This window comes from Acuticoccus yangtzensis (genome assembly GCF_001927245.1).
Lineage (GTDB): Bacteria > Pseudomonadota > Alphaproteobacteria > Rhizobiales > Amorphaceae > Acuticoccus > Acuticoccus yangtzensis.
Map to the genome: position 1 here is coordinate 53,811 of NZ_MJUX01000004.1, position 15,720 is coordinate 69,530.

General features: G+C 68.0%; 16 protein-coding genes. 6 read left to right on the plus strand and 10 right to left on the minus strand.

Going from position 1 to position 15,720, the window contains the following annotated elements; translation table 11 throughout:
• Positions 1-13 precede the first annotated feature (13 nt).
• From purC to purQ, 3 genes are all read left to right on the plus strand, one after another.
• On the plus strand, positions 14-778 hold the full coding sequence (purC, locus tag BIX52_RS11655; RefSeq protein ID WP_075221267.1) for a phosphoribosylaminoimidazolesuccinocarboxamide synthase: 765 nt from the start codon (positions 14-16) through the stop codon (positions 776-778).
• A gap of 193 nt (positions 779-971) precedes the next feature.
• The gene (gene purS / locus BIX52_RS11660) at positions 972-1,214 is read left to right on the plus strand and encodes a phosphoribosylformylglycinamidine synthase subunit PurS (RefSeq protein ID WP_075221268.1); all 243 of its coding nucleotides are present in this window, start codon (positions 972-974) and stop codon (positions 1,212-1,214) included.
• Positions 1,211-1,942 carry a phosphoribosylformylglycinamidine synthase subunit PurQ gene (gene purQ / locus BIX52_RS11665; RefSeq protein ID WP_075221269.1) on the plus strand — a complete coding sequence of 244 codons (732 nt, stop codon included), beginning with the start codon at positions 1,211-1,213 and terminating at the stop codon, positions 1,940-1,942. Before purS ends, purQ begins: the two co-directional genes overlap by 4 nt.
• Positions 1,943-1,973: 31 nt before the next feature.
• Here purQ and BIX52_RS23950 read toward each other — a convergent pair whose 3' ends face one another.
• Both BIX52_RS23950 and BIX52_RS11670 read right to left on the minus strand, forming a co-directional pair.
• On the minus strand, positions 1,974-2,105 hold the full coding sequence (locus BIX52_RS23950; RefSeq protein WP_281249198.1) for a hypothetical protein: 132 nt from the start codon (positions 2,103-2,105) through the stop codon (positions 1,974-1,976).
• 99 nt (positions 2,106-2,204) lie between these two features.
• A complete protein-coding gene (locus BIX52_RS11670) occupies positions 2,205-3,824 on the minus strand; it encodes a gamma-glutamyltransferase family protein (RefSeq protein WP_075221557.1) in 1,620 nt (539 codons plus the stop codon).
• A 172-nt stretch (positions 3,825-3,996) separates the two neighbouring features.
• Between BIX52_RS11670 and BIX52_RS11675 the strand changes: the two genes are divergently transcribed.
• Both BIX52_RS11675 and BIX52_RS11680 read left to right on the plus strand, forming a co-directional pair.
• Entirely contained in the window at positions 3,997-5,580 is a 1,584-nt protein-coding gene (locus BIX52_RS11675; protein ID WP_075221270.1) for a DEAD/DEAH box helicase, read from the plus strand.
• Positions 5,581-5,774: 194 nt separating this feature from the next.
• Positions 5,775-7,625: a hypothetical protein gene (locus tag BIX52_RS11680; protein WP_075221271.1), complete on the plus strand. Its 1,851-nt coding sequence runs from the start codon at positions 5,775-5,777 to the stop codon at positions 7,623-7,625.
• Between the two features lie 91 nt (positions 7,626-7,716).
• Here BIX52_RS11680 and sufA read toward each other — a convergent pair whose 3' ends face one another.
• From sufA to BIX52_RS11720, 8 genes are all read right to left on the minus strand, one after another.
• The gene (gene sufA / locus BIX52_RS11685; RefSeq protein WP_075221272.1) at positions 7,717-8,073 is read right to left on the minus strand and encodes a Fe-S cluster assembly scaffold SufA; all 357 of its coding nucleotides are present in this window, start codon (positions 8,071-8,073) and stop codon (positions 7,717-7,719) included.
• Positions 8,074-8,169: 96 nt separating this feature from the next.
• Positions 8,170-8,511: an SUF system Fe-S cluster assembly protein gene (locus BIX52_RS11690; RefSeq protein WP_108676568.1), complete on the minus strand. Its 342-nt coding sequence runs from the start codon at positions 8,509-8,511 to the stop codon at positions 8,170-8,172.
• Positions 8,512-8,656: 145 nt separating this feature from the next.
• Entirely contained in the window at positions 8,657-9,928 is a 1,272-nt protein-coding gene (locus BIX52_RS11695; protein ID WP_075221273.1) for a cysteine desulfurase, read from the minus strand.
• Positions 9,925-11,217: a SufB/SufD family protein gene (locus tag BIX52_RS11700; protein ID WP_139312757.1), complete on the minus strand. Its 1,293-nt coding sequence runs from the start codon at positions 11,215-11,217 to the stop codon at positions 9,925-9,927. Before BIX52_RS11700 ends, BIX52_RS11695 begins: the two co-directional genes overlap by 4 nt.
• Positions 11,214-11,969, minus strand: a complete 756-nt coding sequence (sufC, locus tag BIX52_RS11705; RefSeq protein WP_075221275.1) for a Fe-S cluster assembly ATPase SufC — start codon at positions 11,967-11,969, stop codon at positions 11,214-11,216. The genes BIX52_RS11700 and sufC overlap by 4 nt, the downstream gene beginning before the upstream one ends.
• A gap of 12 nt (positions 11,970-11,981) precedes the next feature.
• Positions 11,982-12,188: a hypothetical protein gene (locus tag BIX52_RS11710; RefSeq protein WP_075221276.1), complete on the minus strand. Its 207-nt coding sequence runs from the start codon at positions 12,186-12,188 to the stop codon at positions 11,982-11,984.
• Between the two features lies 1 nt (position 12,189).
• Complete coding sequence (gene sufB, locus BIX52_RS11715) at positions 12,190-13,707, minus strand: Fe-S cluster assembly protein SufB (protein ID WP_075221277.1); 1,518 nt, start codon at positions 13,705-13,707, stop codon at positions 12,190-12,192.
• A gap of 57 nt (positions 13,708-13,764) precedes the next feature.
• Positions 13,765-14,889, minus strand: coding sequence for a cysteine desulfurase family protein (locus tag BIX52_RS11720; protein WP_075221278.1), 1,125 nt, complete (start codon positions 14,887-14,889; stop codon positions 13,765-13,767).
• A gap of 78 nt (positions 14,890-14,967) precedes the next feature.
• Between BIX52_RS11720 and BIX52_RS11725 the strand changes: the two genes are divergently transcribed.
• Positions 14,968-15,687 carry an alpha/beta hydrolase gene (locus BIX52_RS11725; RefSeq protein ID WP_075221279.1) on the plus strand — a complete coding sequence of 240 codons (720 nt, stop codon included), beginning with the start codon at positions 14,968-14,970 and terminating at the stop codon, positions 15,685-15,687.
• Positions 15,688-15,720: the final 33 nt, after the last annotated feature.

Here is a 15,720-nt window from a genome sequence, read left to right on the forward strand (position 1 = left end):
CCGGTACATCCCCATGAGCCGACGCCGCCGCATCTACGAAGGTAAAGCCAAGATCCTCTACGAGGGTCCCGAACCTGGCACCTTGATCCAGCATTTCAAAGATGATGCGACCGCCTACAACGCCAAGAAGCACAGTGTGATTGATGGCAAAGGCGTTCTGAACAACCGCATCTCCGAACACATCTTCGGCCACCTCAACGACATGGGGATCCCGACGCACTTCATCCGTCGGCTCAACATGCGTGAGCAGCTGATTCGCGAAGTCGAGATCATCCCGCTGGAAGTGGTGGTGCGCAATGTCGCGGCCGGGTCGCTCGCCAAGCGCCTGGGCCTCGAGGAAGGTACCCAGCTCCCCCGCTCCATCATCGAGTTCTACTACAAGAACGACGAGCTGGACGATCCGATGGTGACCGAAGAGCACATCACCGCCTTCGGCTGGGCCACCCCCCAGGAGCTCGACGACATCATGGCCCTCGCCGTGCGCGTCAATGACTTCCTGGCCGGCCTCTTCCTCGGCGTCGGCATCCGCCTGATCGACTTCAAGATCGAATGCGGCCGCCTGTGGGAGAACGATCTCATGCGCGTCGTCGTGGCCGACGAGATCAGCCCCGATTCCTGCCGCCTGTGGGATCTGAAGACCAACGAGAAGATGGACAAGGACCGCTTCCGGCGCGACCTCGGCGGGCTCCTGGAGGCCTACCAGGAGGTGGCCCACCGACTCGGCATCATGCCCGAGCAGGACCGCCCCACCGTCTCCGGGCCGACGCTCGTCCAGTAACCCCGTTACCATCGACGACCGAAGAGCCGCGCGGCCCCGCCGACGCGGCTCTTCTCTTGCGCCCACTCGTTCGGCGCAGACCCAGCGGCGAAGCGGCGCGAATCCGGGATTTCCGGCCGCGGCGATTGCAAGCCGGGGTGCGGGGCCGTAGGAGGAACGGGTTCCGCCAAAACGCGCCCCGGAAGCCCCCCATATGAAAGCTCGCGTCACCATCACCCTGAAGCCCGGTGTGCTCGACCCGCAGGGCAAGGCCATCGAAGGCGCCCTCGCCAGCCTCGGCTTCGCGGACGTCAATTCCGCGCGCCAGGGCAAGGTGATCGACCTCGACCTCGCCGCCACCGACGAAGCCGCCGCCCGCGAAGAGGTCGGCCGCATGTGCGAAGCGCTGCTCGCCAACACCGTGGTCGAGCGCTACGACATCGCGATCCTGTCATGAAGTCGGCGGTGATCGTCTTCCCCGGCTCCAACCGCGAGCCCGACGCCGCCCGCGCCATCCGCCTCGCCGGCGGTGACGATCCGGTGATGGTCTGGCACACCGAGACGGAGCTTCCCGCCGTCGATCTCGTGATGGTGCCCGGCGGTTTCGCCCATGGCGACTATCTGCGCGCCGGCGCCATCGCCGCCCGCTCGCCGATCATGCGCGCGGTGGCCGACCATGCCGGCCGCGGCGGCTACGTGCTCGGCGTGTGCAACGGCTTCCAGGTGCTGACCGAGGCGCGGCTTCTGCCGGGCGCGCTCATGCGCAACGCCGGGCTGACCTTCGTCTGCCGTCCGGTGCGGTTGAAGGTGGAGCAGACCACCGCCTTCACCACCCAGTACCAGCGCGGCACGGTGGTCACCTACCCGACCGCGCACCATGACGGGAACTACCGCGCCGACGACGAGACCATCGCCCGGCTGGAGGGCGAGGGCCGCGTGGTGCTGCGCTACGTGGACAACCCGAACGGCTCCGCCAACGACATCGCCGGCATTCTGAATGACGGCGGCAATGTGCTCGGCATGATGCCCCACCCCGAAAACGCGGTCGAGCCGCTGCTCGGATCCACCGACGGGCTGCCGCTGTTCCAGAGCATCGTCACCTCGGCCGAAGCGGGCGAGGCGACCCCGCCGCGCCGGCCGCTGCTGGACCGGCTGATCAACCGCAACGTCCCGCCTGGCGCCTGACGCAACCTAAGCGTTTCGCATGCGAAACGCTTTACTCAGCGGTGAATTGCGCTGCCGGGGCCAACTCGGCGGCGATGGATGGCGGCGTGCCGTTCGCCTTGTCGTCGGCCTTCACCAGGCCGATCAGCCCCAGTACCACGAGCACGCCCAGAATGAATCGCATCACGGAACCTCCGTCTCAAGCCCTGCGAGGTGGCGTGTTTTTTAAGCCATGACAACCGTTGAGCCGCCATGCACTGGCGGCCCAACGCGAAAAGACGGCTCAAAGAACGGCCGCGTAGCCGTCCTTGCGGGTGTCGGAACCGGCCGCATAGAGGTCGCCGACGCGCATGATGGCCTGAGCCCCGCCGAAGCCGAAGGCGACGCCCGGCGCATCGTTCTGGATCTCGTGACCCATCGCCGCCAGCGCGGCCTGGGTCTCGCCCTGAAGCGAGGCCTCCAGCGCCACCTTGCGCCCGCCGAGGCAGCGGAAGCGCGGCGCGTCGATCGCCGCCTGCACCGGCTGGCCGAAGCGGATCATGCGGGTGACGAGCTGGGCATGGCCCTGTGCCTGGATCGGCCCGCCCATCATGCCGAAGGCCATCAGCGGCCCGGCATCCTTGGTCACGAAACCCGGAATGATGGTGTGGAAGGGCCGCTTGCCCGGCGCCACGATGTTCGGGCTCTTGCGGTCGAGCGAGAAGCCGGCGCCGCGGTTCTGCATCGAAATGCCGTACTTGTTGACGACGCAGCCCGAGCCGAATCCCATGTAGTTGGACTGGATGAAGGAGACCATCATCCCGTCGCGGTCGGCGGTGGTGAGGAGGATGGTGCCGCCCGGCTGCTGGATGCCGGTGACCGGATCGGCCGCCTTGTCCGGGTCGATCAGCTTCACCCGCTCGTCGAGATAGGCGGGATCGAGAAGATCGGCGGCGCTGATGCGCATGTGGGCGAGGTCGGCGACGTGGGCCGCGGTGTCGGCCATGGCGAGCTTCACCGCCTCGAGCTCGAGGTGAAGCGCACGCACCCCGTCCGGATCATCGCCGAGGTCCAGCCGGTCGAGGAGGCCGAGAGCGATGAGCGCGGTGATCCCCTGCCCGTTGGGCGGGATCTCGTGCGTGGTGACGCCAAAGGCGTCCATCGCGATGGGGTCGACCCAGTCCACGGTGTGGCCGGCGAGATCGTCCATGCTGATCGCGCCGCCCTCGGCCTTGGACTGGCGCACGATCTCCTCGGCGATGACGCCGTGATAGAAGGCGTCGCCGCCGCTGACGGCGATCAGCTCCAGCGCGTCGGCAGCGCCCGGCATCTTGAAGAGCTGCCCCGCCTTGGGCGCGTTGCCGCCGGGCAGGAAGGTCTCACGCCAGGACGCGCTGTCCTTGAAACGCTGCACCTGATTGGCCCAGGAGATCGCGGTGACGGGGCCGACGCCGTAGCCTTCGCGCGCGATGCGGATCGCGTCGGTCAGGAGGTCGCCGAAGGAGAGCGCGCCGAACTTGTCCGACAGCGCCTTCCATGCGGAGACGGCGCCGGGGACGGTGGCCGCGTCCCAGCCGTTGATGGGGATCGCCGTCGCATCGCCGTAGCGCTCGGGCGTCCACCCGGCGGGGGCACGGCCGGAGGCGTTGAGGCCGTGCAGGGTGTCACCGTCCCAGATGAGGGCGAAGGCGTCCGAGCCGAGGCCGTTGGACACCGGCTCAGTGACGGTGAGGACGGCCGCGGTGGCGATCGCCGCGTCGACAGCGTTGCCGCCTTTGCGCAGCACGTTGATACCGGCCTGAACCGCGAGCGGCTCCGACGTCGCAACGGCCGCGTGTCCGAAATTTGTGGATCGGCCGGTCCGGTAGAGTTCCCGCTCTTCGAAGTTCATCGTGTCCTTGCCTGCATGATTCGCTGGGCGCATTTCAGCCATCCACCCTCATCTTGTCGATGCTGTCGCTTCAGGATGTTGACATGCCCACTATAACGTATACGAACCGGATGCACGGCTTCGACCGATTGACATTGTGCGGCATGCCTGTTTAGCGCGAGCATGACGACCTCAACCAAGAGACAATTGAGCCATTTCTGACCCGATGTTCAATGAACTCGGACTAAGCCCGAAGGTGGTTTCCGCCGTCGAGGCCGCCGGGTACACCAAACCGACGCCCATCCAGGCGGCGGCGATCCCGCTCGCCCTGCAGAAGAAGGACGTTCTGGGCCTGGCGCAGACGGGGACCGGCAAGACGGCGTCCTTCGTGCTGCCGATGCTCTCGCTCCTGGAGAAGGGCCGCGCCCGCGCCCGCATGCCCCGCACGCTGATCCTCGAGCCGACGCGCGAACTCGCCGCGCAGGTGGAGGAAAGCTTCGTCAAGTACGGGGCGAACCACAAGCTGACGGTCGCCCTCCTCATCGGCGGCGTGTCCTTCGAAGAGCAGAACCGCAAGATCGACCGTGGCGCCGACGTGGTGATCGCCACCCCCGGCCGTCTGCTGGACCATCTGGAGCGCGGCAAGCTGCTGCTCCAGGCGGTCGAGATCTTCGTCGTCGACGAAGCGGACCGCATGCTCGACATGGGCTTCATCCCGGACATCGAGCGCGTCTGCAAGATCCTGCCGGCCAAGCGCCAGTCGCTGTTCTTCTCGGCCACCATGCCGAAGGAGATCGCCAGCCTCGTCGACCGCTTCCTGACCGATCCGGTGCGCGTCGAAGTCTCCCCTCCCTCGTCGACGGCGGAGACGGTGACGCAACGCTTCGTGCGCTCGGGCAGCACGCCGAAGGAGAAGAGGGACACGCTGCGCCGGCTGATCCGGGGCGAGAAGGAACTCGCCAACGGCATCATCTTCTGCAACCGCAAGCGTGACATCGGCACCCTGTTCCGCTCGCTGGAGAGGCACGGCTTCTCCGTGGGCGCGCTGCATGGCGACATGGACCAGCGCACCCGCATGATGACGCTGGACGCCTTCAAGAACGACAAGATCACGCTGCTGGTGGCGTCGGACGTCGCCGCGCGCGGGCTGGACATTCCGAAGGTGAGCCACGTCTTCAACTACGATGTGCCCCATAATGCCGAGGACTATGTCCACCGGATCGGGCGCACAGGCCGCGCGGGCCGCTCCGGCGCCGCCTTCACGATCGCGACGCCCGAGGACAAGAAGCTCGTCGCGGCGATCGAGTCGATGCTGAAGCGGTCGATGGAATGGGCCGACGACGACGCGCCCGCGTCCGGCGACCGCGGCGCGCAGAACCGTGGCGCCTCCGGCGAGCGGGGCGGCGACCGCGGATCCGACAGGGGCTCCGAACGGGGCGGCGAGAGAGGTCGGTCCGGCCGGGGCCGCGGCAGGGGCGCACCGTCCGCGCCGCCGGCCGAGGTGGCCGCAGCACCTGCGGTGGCGCCCGCAGCCGCCGTGGAGGCGGACGAGCCTCGCGCGAACAACGGCGCCGCGCCGGAGCCCGCACGCACGGAGAGCCCGCGTTACCAGCGCGATCGCGGTGGTCGCGACCAGGGTGAACGGGATCGGGGCGACCGAGGCGGCCGCCGCGGCCGTCGCGGCGAAGGACGCGACCCGGAAGAGAGCCGCGTTCCGTTCAAGGACACGCCCTATGTGCCCGCCTTCCTGCTGCGGCCGATGTCGCCGCGCAAAGGTCCCCTGCCGGCGGCGGACGATTCGGCAGATTAACGAACAGTTGCCCGCCGCCCGTTTCCACGCTTCGCCGATGACGAAAAAACCCCAGGCAAACCCTGGGGTTTTTAGTGAGACCTTTCGGAAGACTTAACGGCGACCCTGTGGATATTAGGGTCTCGTTAACCATTTTCCTCAATGCTGACGATGGCCGCACACCAAGACGGTCCCATTAAGCATGAGGCAGATCCGTGGTGCATTCCTACAGGAACAGCGAGGCCTATCGTGCCGCTGACCCGTTCAGCAGGGCCCTGCAGCATAACACTTACGAGGCCGACCTCGCCCGCGCTCTGGCGGACGAGTTGATCACGCTGGAGACCGAGGCCGCGGACGAGGCGCCGACCGAGGAGTTGCGGCAGACGGCCGCCCCCGCCCGCCCCGCCGATGCGCCCGCCTCGGCCGACGACCTCACGCCGCGCGGCGATGCGGACCCCAATGACGTGAGCGCCGCCGGTCCGTCCAGCGATGGGTGTGCGGCAGGCGAGGACGATGCGGCGGCCCAGTCCCAAGCGGCGCAGAAGGCGCACGCCGCGCCCGCCCCTTTCCTGGCCGCTGCGGCCGGCGCGTCGGCGGACCCGACCGACGCAGCCCCCGCGGACCAACCCGACGATGTGCCCAGCCGGGTCATCCTCAACACGGCCGCGATGACCGGGGATGATCTGCCGGACGACGATAAGGCCGAGGACGGCGATGAGGCCGCACTCGCCGATCCGGACGCGCTGTCCGACCAGGGCGCGCCTGACGCAATTTCCGCCGAGGCCGCGGTTCGCCCGGCGGATGCGCCGGATACGCGGGTGGCCGGGCAGGACCCGGCCGAGGCGCCGGCAGACGAAGCGGCGCAGCTTGCCGCCGCGAAAGCGGACCCGGTCCGGCCGGCGGCGGATGCGGGGGATGACGAGCTCGACGCGATCTCCGCGAGTTTCGCCCGCCCGCGCGGCGCGGCCGTGCGCAAGGCGACCGCAGCACCGGCGCCCCATAGGGCAGCGCCCGCGCCCGCGACCTTGGCGCCCGCCGCCTCGACGGCTTCAGCCTTGGCGCTACAAGGCAGCGCAGACGATGGGCCTTCGGGGCGCGACGCAAGCGCCGCCGCGCCGGTGCGCCGCCGGGAGCTGGTGCTCGCGGACGGCTCCGGCGTCATGGTCGAGGAGGACGAGGACGAGACCGAGGCCGCCCCGGCATGCGCTGAGACCGTCACCCTCCCCGCCCTTCAAGTGCGCGTCGAGCCGACGGTCCGTTCGCTCACCCCGGCGCCAGAGCGAACGGGCGAAGCAACGGGCGAGGTGATGGCGCGCGGTACGGTCGGCTCGCAGCCGGTCCCGTTCCACACGCCGGCCTTTGTCTCGCGCGAGCTAATCGTCGCGGGACCGGACATGGGCCAGGCCGGGTTGTTCCCGGCGCTTCCCGCGGTCGGAGCCTGGTCCGGCACGTTCGGCGGCGACGGGACGGCTCAGGACGAGCGCCGGGGGCCCGAGCGCCCGCAGGCCCGCATCGGCGGCACCGGCGGCAACGGCCGGTCCGGCGGTGACGAAGAGCCGGACCGCGGACCGGCGCCCTTCCGCTCCGAGCGGCCGCTGCTGCTGCGCGACGTCCGCCGCATCTGGATGAGCGCGCCCGCAAAGAAGGCGCCGCACACCATCTGCGTCATTTCGCTGCGTCTGCCCAAGGGCTCGCCCCACGCAAGCGAGAGCCTGACCGCGCTGCGCCGCACGCAGCAGGCGCTGATCGAGGCGCTGGGCGGTCTCGGCTCGGTCTATCAGGTGGCGCCCTACGCCATCGCGGTGGTGTTCCGCGACCGCGCGCTGCACCAGACGACGCGCATCGCCGAGGCGGTGAAGTCGACGGTGGTTCAGCAGTCGGCGGAGCAGCCGGAGACGCCGCTGCTGCTGGCGGCGGGTGTCGCGGCGCTGCACCGGGACGACGATCCGACCAGCGCGGTGTGCATCGCCGAGCACTGCGTGTCGCTGGCCGAGCAGGCGAGCGAATCGAAGGTGCTGAGCGAGGTGTCGCCCGAGGCGCGCTTCCGCTCCAAGCAGGCCTATTGAGGCCTGCGCCCGGTCCGAGCAGGCGCTAACAGGCGCAACAAAAAAGCCGGCCCGTGGGGGCCGGCTTCGACGTCCGTGGAGGCGGGGCCGGTCAGCCGGCCACCGCCTCTTTCAGTTCCACCGATTCGCCGCAGCCGCAGGCCGAAACCTGGTTCGGATTCTGGAAGGTGAAGCCGGAGCGGAATTTGGTGACTTCATAGTCCATGCGGCAGCCGAGCAGGAACAGGACGGCGGTCTTGTCGACGAAGACGCGGGCGCCCTCGGCCTCGATGACCTCGTCTTTCGGGTCCGGCTCGGACACGGCGTCCATGGTATATTCCATGCCCGCGCAACCGCCCTTCTTGATGCCGACGCGCAGGCCCGCGATGGGCGGATCGGCGTTCGTGATGAGATCACGCACGCGGTCGGCGGCGGTGTCGGACAATGTCATGATCGCAGCGCGCGCCATGAAGAACTCCTCAACCTGACTGGTCGTCTGGGTGAAATATAAGCACGCCGGGCTGGTTTCGCCATCCCGCCCCGCGTGGTGCCGGGCGGGGACGGCTCAGAACATGTCCAGCGCGACGCGGGCCTCGTCCGACATGCGCGACGGGTCCCACGGCGGGTCGAACACCATGTTGACGCTGACCTGGCCGACACCCTCGACCGTGCCGACCGCGTTCTCGACCCAGCCCGGCATCTCCCCCGCGACGGGGCAGCCGGGGGCCGTCAGCGTCATGTCGACGCGGATGGCGCGGTCGTCCTCGATGTCGACGCGGTAGATGAGGCCGAGCTCGTAGATGTCGACCGGGATCTCGGGATCATAGACCGTCTTCAGGGCGGCGATGATGTCCTGGGTGATGCGGTCCAGCTCCGCCTCGGGGATCGAGGAGGTTCCGGGCTCCATCACCTCGGTCTCGGGCAAGCCGCCGCCGACGGCCTCGGCATCGCGGGCGAGGCGCGCTTCGGACATCGGCCGGCGCGCATCGTCTTCGGCAGGCGAAGCTGCAGTATCGGCAAGTCCGGCTTTGGTGCTGTCCATCGGCACCTCCTTAGGCGAAGAATCTATGGGCCTTCTCGATGGCCTCGGCAAGACGATCAATGTCGGCGCGGGTGGTATAGACGCCGAAGGATGCACGGCATGTGGCGTTGACACCCAGCGCATCCATCAGCGGTTCGGTGCAATGCTGCCCCGCACGCACGGCAACACCTTCGCGGTCGAGGATCATCGAAACGTCGTGCGGGTGCGCGCCCTCGAGGTTGAAGGCGAAGACACCGCCCTTCCCCGCCGCCTCGCCGTAGAGGGTCAGCGCATTGATGCCGCGCAGCCGCTCGAACGCGTAGGTGGTGAGGCCCTTCTCGTGCGCGGTGATCGCGTCCCAGCCGAGGCTTTCGACATACTCGATCGCCGCGCCGAGGCCGATCGCCTGGACGATCGGCGGGGTGCCCGCCTCGAACTTGTTCGGCAGGCCGGCATAGGTGACCGTGTCGCGGGTGACGCTCTCGATCATCTCGCCGCCGCCGAGGAAGGGCGGCATCGATTCCAGGAGCGCCTTGCGGCCGTAGAGCACGCCGATGCCGGTGGGACCGTAGAGCTTGTGGCCGGTGAAGGCGAAGAAGTCGCAGCCGATGGCCTGGACGTCGACCGGGCCGTGAACGGTACTCTGCGACCCGTCGACGAGGGTGGGAATGCCCCGCTCGCGCGCCATGCGGCAGATCTCGGCGACCGGGTTCACCGTGCCCAGAACGTTGGACATGTGGACCACGGCGACCATTTTGGTGCGCTCGGTCAGGGCCGCCGCGAAGGCGTCCATGTCGAGCGAGCCGTCGTCGCAGAGGCCGACCCACTTGATGACCGCGCCCTGGCGTTCGCGCAGGAAGTGCCAGGGGACGACGTTGGAGTGGTGCTCCATCACGGTGATGACGATCTCGTCACCCTCGCCGATGGTGGTGCGGCCGAAGGACTGGGCGACGAGGTTCAGCGCCTCGGTGGAGGAGCGGGTGAAGATCACCTCCTCCGTGGACGGGGCGTTGATGAAGCGGCGCACGATTTCGCGCGCGCCCTCGTAGGCCTCGGTGGAGCGGTTGGCCAGCGTGTGCAGGCCGCGGTGGACGTTGGCGAAGTCCACGGCGTAGGCCTGCATGATGCGGTCCAGCACGGCCTGCGGCTTCTGGGCCGAGGCGGCGCTGTCCAGGTAGACGAGCGGCTTGCCGTGGATCTCCTGCGACAGGATCGGGAAATCCGCGCGCACCTTGTCGATGTCGAGGCCCGGTGCCCGTGCCGGGGCGTCGTGTCCGGGAGCCGGGGCAGCCGCGCCGCTCATGCGACGACCGCCGCCAGCGCGGTGCGGATGCGCTCCGCCAGCGCGTCGTTTAGCGCCTCGTCGGCGACGAGGTCGAGCGCCTCGATGATGAAAGCCTCGGTGAGGAGCCGGCGCGCGGTGGCCTCGGGAATGCCGCGGGCGCGCAGGTAGAAGACCGGGTCCTCGTCGATGTCGCCGGAGGTGGCGCCGTGACCGCAGATCACGTCGTCGGCGAAGATCTCGAGCTCGGGCTTGTTCACCACCTCGCCGGTATCGTCGAGGAAGAGCGCGTTCGACATCATCTTGGAGTCGGTCTTCTGCGCGTCCTTCTCGACGAAGATGCGGCCCTGGATGATGGCGGTGCCGCCCTCGCCGATCGCGGACTTGAAGATCTCGGTGGAGCGCGAGCCGACCGCGTCGTGGCGGATCACCAGCGTGTTGTCGGCGTGGCGCTTGCCCACGGCAACGGTGGCGGCGCGGAAGTTGGCCTCCGCATCGTGACCGACCACGTGGCCGAAGATCTGGCTGCGGGCGAGGCCGAGGCCGGTGGTCAGCGTCAAATGGTTGAGGACCGCGCTTTCCGGCACTTCGGTGTGGAAGGAGTTGAGTTCGACCGCCTTGTCGGACTTGCCGTCGACGAGACGGATCCAGTCGACGTGCGCGCCTTCCTTCAGGGTCAGCTCGGTGAGGCCGTTCTCCACCACGGCGGCGCTGCCCAGGGTGCGCTCGATGACCGAGGCGCGGCCGTCCGCCGAGACGGACATGGCGACGCGGCCCATCACCAGCGCGTCGGCGGTGGCGACGTGGACGATCTCGATCGGCGCGCCAGCCTCACCGGCGACGGTGATGACGACGCCGCCCTCGAAGAGGCCGAGATTGGCGAGCGTCAACGGGTCGTCGTTCCCGGCGACGAGGATGCCGACGGCGGAGAGGTCCGCGGCGGGGTCGAGGATCGACGTCACCGTGACGTTGGCGGGCGCGGCGGAGAGGCCGGGGACGTAGCGCCCGTTGGCGATGACGATGCGCGCCGCACCCTCCACGAGGGGCGGGTAGCCGGCGAGGATGCCGGCGACGTTCTCCTCGCCCGCCTCGGCGGCGGCGGGCGGCAGGTCGGTCAGCCGGGCGCGCAGGTCGGTGTACTTGTATGCCTCGATGCGGCGGTGCGGCAGGCCGGCCTCGGCGAAGCGCGTGAAGGCGTCTTCGCGGGCGGCGGCGAGCGGCGCACCGGCGAAGTCGGCCTTCTTGGCGTCGTAGAGCGCGGCGAGTGCCGTCTCGGCGTCAGTGGGGGTCAGCTTCATGGCGTCCCTCACGCGGGTTCCATGAACTCGGCATAGCCGGACGCTTCCAGCTCCTTGGCGAGTTCCGGGCCGCCCGAACGCACGATCTTGCCGCCGGCCAGCACGTGGACGTGGTCGGGGGTGATGTAGTCGAGCAGGCGCTGATAGTGGGTGATGACGAGGAAGGAGCGGTCGGCCCCGCGCAGGGCGTTGACGCCTTCGGAGACGATGCGCAGCGCGTCGATGTCGAGGCCGGAATCGGTCTCGTCGAGCACGCAGAGCTTCGGCTCCAGGAGGGCCATCTGCATGATTTCGTTGCGCTTCTTCTCACCGCCGGAGAAGCCGACATTGATCGGCCGGCGCAGCATGTCCTGCTTGATGCCGAGCTTGTCGGCGGCGCCTTTGACGGCCTTCATGAATTCCGGGGTCGACAGCGCCTTTTCGCCGCGCGCTTCGCGCTGGGCGTTCATGGCGGTCTTCAGGAACGTCATCGTCGCGACGCCGGGGACTTCCACCGGGTACTGGAAGGCGAGGAAGATGCCCGCCGCGGCGCGCTCCTCCGGTTCCATCTCCAGGAGGTCCTCGTCCATGAATTTCACGGAGCCGTCGGTGACTTCGTAACCGTCCTTGCCGGCGATGATGTGGCCGAGGGTGGACTTGCCGGCGCCGTTCGGGCCCATGATGGCGTGGACCTCGCCCGGCCAGATCTCGAGGTCGAGGCCCTTCAGGATCTCGCGGCCTTCCTCATCGTCCACCTTGGCGTGAAGGTTTTCAATTGCGAGCATGTTCGTCTTTCTTCAATTGGCGATGATGGCGAGCAGGATCACGACAGCCGCGAACGCCACGCCACTCAAAATTCTGTCCGTCGACGAGGTGCGCGTCTCGTACCGCTCCAGGCGGCGGCGCTCTCTGAGGAGCGTGAGACGGCGGACCTCGAGTTCCAGCCGGTCCACCTCCTCGCGGAGGCGGGCCGTGTCGCTCTCGCGCCCGCTGAAGGGGGCCATGTTAGCCCACCGAGCCTTCCAGGCTGACGCCGATCAGTTTCTGCGCTTCCACCGCGAACTCCATGGGGAGCTGCTGGATGACGTCGCGCACGAAGCCGTTGACGATGAGGGCCACGGCCTCTTCCTCGCCGATCCCGCGGGCGCGGCAATAGAAGAGCTGGTCGTCGGAGATCTTCGAGGTGGTCGCCTCGTGCTCGAACTGTGCCTTGCCGTTTTTCGATTCCACGTAAGGGATCGTGACGGCGGCGCACTGGTCGCCGATGAGGAGCGAATCGCACTGGGTGAAGTTGCGTGCCCCGGTCGCCTTGCGGTGGGCCTGGACGAGACCGCGATAGGCGTTCATCGATTTGCCGGCGGCGATGCCCTTGGAGATGATGCGGCTCGACGTGTTCTTGCCGAGGTGGATCATCTTGGTGCCAGAATCGATCTGCTGGTAGCCGTTCGAGATGGCGATGGAGTAGAACTCGCCCCTGGAATCGTCGCCGCGCAGGATGCAGGACGGGTATTTCCAGGTGATCGCCGAGCCGGTCTCCACCTGCGTCCACGAGATCTTGGAGCGGGCACCGCGGCAATCGCCACGCTTGGTGACGAAGTTGTAGATGCCGCCCTTGCCTTCCGAATCGCCCGGATACCAGTTCTGGACGGTGGAATATTTGATCTCGGCATCGTCCAGCGCGATGAGCTCGACCACGGCGGCGTGGAGCTGGTTCTCGTCGCGCTGCGGCGCGGTGCAGCCTTCGAGGTAGGAGACGTAGGACCCCTTGTCCGCGATGATCAGCGTGCGCTCGAACTGCCCCGTGTTCATCTCGTTGATGCGGAAGTAGGTCGACAGCTCCATCGGGCAGCGCACGCCCGGCGGCACGTAGACGAACGAGCCGTCCGTGAAGACCGCGGAGTTCAGCGTGGCGTAGAAGTTGTCGCTCTGCGGCACGACGGTGCCGAGATACTTCTGGATCAGGTCCGGATGCTCACGGATCGCTTCGGAGATCGAGCAGAAGATCACGCCCGCCTTGGCGAGCTCCTTCTTGAACGTCGTCACGACGGAGACCGAATCGAACACCGCGTCCACGGCGACGTTGCCGCCGTAGGGGTTCGCCTCCGCATCGTCGAGGTCGGACGGTTCGCCCTGTTTGCGCACACCCGCCAGGATTTCCTGCTCTTTCAGCGGGATACCCAGCTTCTCGTAGGTGCGCAGGAGTTCGGGGTCGACCTCGTCGAGCGACTTCGGCGCGTCCTTCATCTTGGGCGCGGCGTAGTAGTAGAGGTCGTTGAAGTCGATCTTCGGGTAGTGGACGGCGGCCCATGTCGGCTCGTCCATGGTCTGCCACCGGCGATAGGCGTCGAGGCGCCAATCAAGCATCCATTTCGGCTCGTCTTTCTTGGCCGAGATGAACGCGATCACCTCTTCCGACAGCCCTTTCGGGGCCTTCTCGGACTCGATATCGGTAACAAAACCGTACTTGTACTTATCAACGTCGATCGCTGCGACGCGATCGATCGTCTCCTGGACTGCTGGCATCGGCTCCCTCCACTCGGGTTCAAAGCCCGAAGGTTGGACATCTTCTAATGATTTAGGTCAGGTTGTCATTGGCACAATGACCCGCTGCAATGCCACCAAAAAACGCTCCAGCGCGGCGCCTGCATCCACAGGGCCGCAGCTGACGCGAATGGCACAGCGCGCCACGTCCGGCGAAACGCCCATGGCAATCAACACATGGCTGACGGACACCTTCCCCGATGAACACGCCGACCCGGACGACACCGCGACACCCGCAAGGTCGAGCCCGATCAACGCCAATTCCGCCGACGCCCCCAGTGCGAACAAACTGGTGTTCGGCAGACGCGGCGCCTCTCGGCCGAATATAGTGGCGCGCGGGAACATTGCGAGAAGGGACGCCTCGAAAGTGTCACGCGCGCGCCGTGTTTCCTGCCATGCGTCAGGGTCGGCCGCCGGTCCCGCCAGCGCCGCGCCGAACCCCGCGATGGCCGGAACGTTCTCGGTCCCGCCGCGGGCGCCGCGCTCCTGACCGCCGCCGCGGATGAGGGGCGGAACGGTGATGCCGGGCCGCTTCACCAGCGCCCCAACCCCCTGCGGCGCGCCGATCTTGTGACCGGACAGCGTGACGAGATCGGCGCAGAGCGCCGCATCGGGCACACGGCCGAAGCCCTGCACCGCGTCGGTGTGCGTCACCGCGCCCGCCGCCCGCGCCAGGTCGAACAGCGCCGGATCGGTGACGACGCCGGTCTCGTTGTTGGCGGCCATCAGCGAGACGAGGGCCGGACGCGGGTCCGCCGCCAGTGCCGCCGCGAGGTCCGCCGCATCGAGCCGCCCCGCGGCGTCCACCGGCAGAACGGTGACGTCGCCTGGCGCGAACCCGCCGCCGGAGAGCACGGCCGGGTGCTCGGTCGCTTGGGTGATCAGCCGCTCGGCAGGGGCCGCCCCCTCGCGCGCGACACCGGGCCGGAGCGCCATCGCGTTGGCCTCGGTGCCGCCGGAGGTGAAGGTCACCGCCTCGTGGGTGAGGCCGAATCGCGCACCTAGCGCCCGCCGCGTGGTCTCGACGAGGCCGCGGCACGCCCGCCCCTCCGCATGCACCGAGGAGGCGTTGCCGCCCGCCAGAAGCGCACGAACCGCCGCATCGCGCGCCGCCTCGGTCGCGGGCGCGCTGGCATTCCAATCCAAATAGAGACGGTCACTCACGTCCCGATTGTCCTATTTGCTTGATTCACGAAGGCCGGTTGATAGATAACCCCGCCTCACTCCAAAATCGGGACCGTGATGCCTGAAGTCATCTTTACAGGACCCGCAGGCCGCCTCGAAGGTCGTCTGCAGGCGTCGTCAAACCGCAGGGCTCCGCTCGCGATCGTGCTTCATCCGCACCCGCACTTCGGCGGGACGATGAACAACCAAATCATCTATAACCTGTTCTACATGTTCAAGGAGCGCAATTTCACCGTTTTGCGCTTCAACTTCCGCGGGGTCGGCCGCTCCCAGGGTGAATTCGACCACGGCGCCGGCGAACTGGCGGACGCGGCCTCCGCGCTCGACTGGCTGCAGGCCGTCCACCCGGAGGCGCAGGGCTGCTGGATCGCCGGATTCTCCTTCGGCGCGTGGATCGGCATGCAGCTTCTGATGCGCCGGCCGGAGGTGGAGGGCTTCATGTCCATCGCCCCGCCGGCCAACCTGCACGACTTCTCGTTCCTTGCGCCCTGCCCGTCCTCCGGCCTCATCATCCACGGTGATCGCGACCGTGTGGCGATCCCGAAAGACACGCAGACGCTGGTGGACAAGCTGAAGCTGCAGAAGGGGATCAAGATCACCCACTCGATCATCCCCGGCGCGAACCACTTCTTCGAGGGCCAGGTGGACGAGCTGGTGGGCCAGTGCGCCGACTATCTCGACATGCGCCTCGGCCGCGGGGCCTATTCGACGCCCGCGGAGGCGCTGCCCGCCCCCGCCGCACCGGCGCCGGAGCTTCCGGCCCCCTCGGAAGACTAAAGACCGGCCGCGGACCGGGGATCGGCCGAGCTG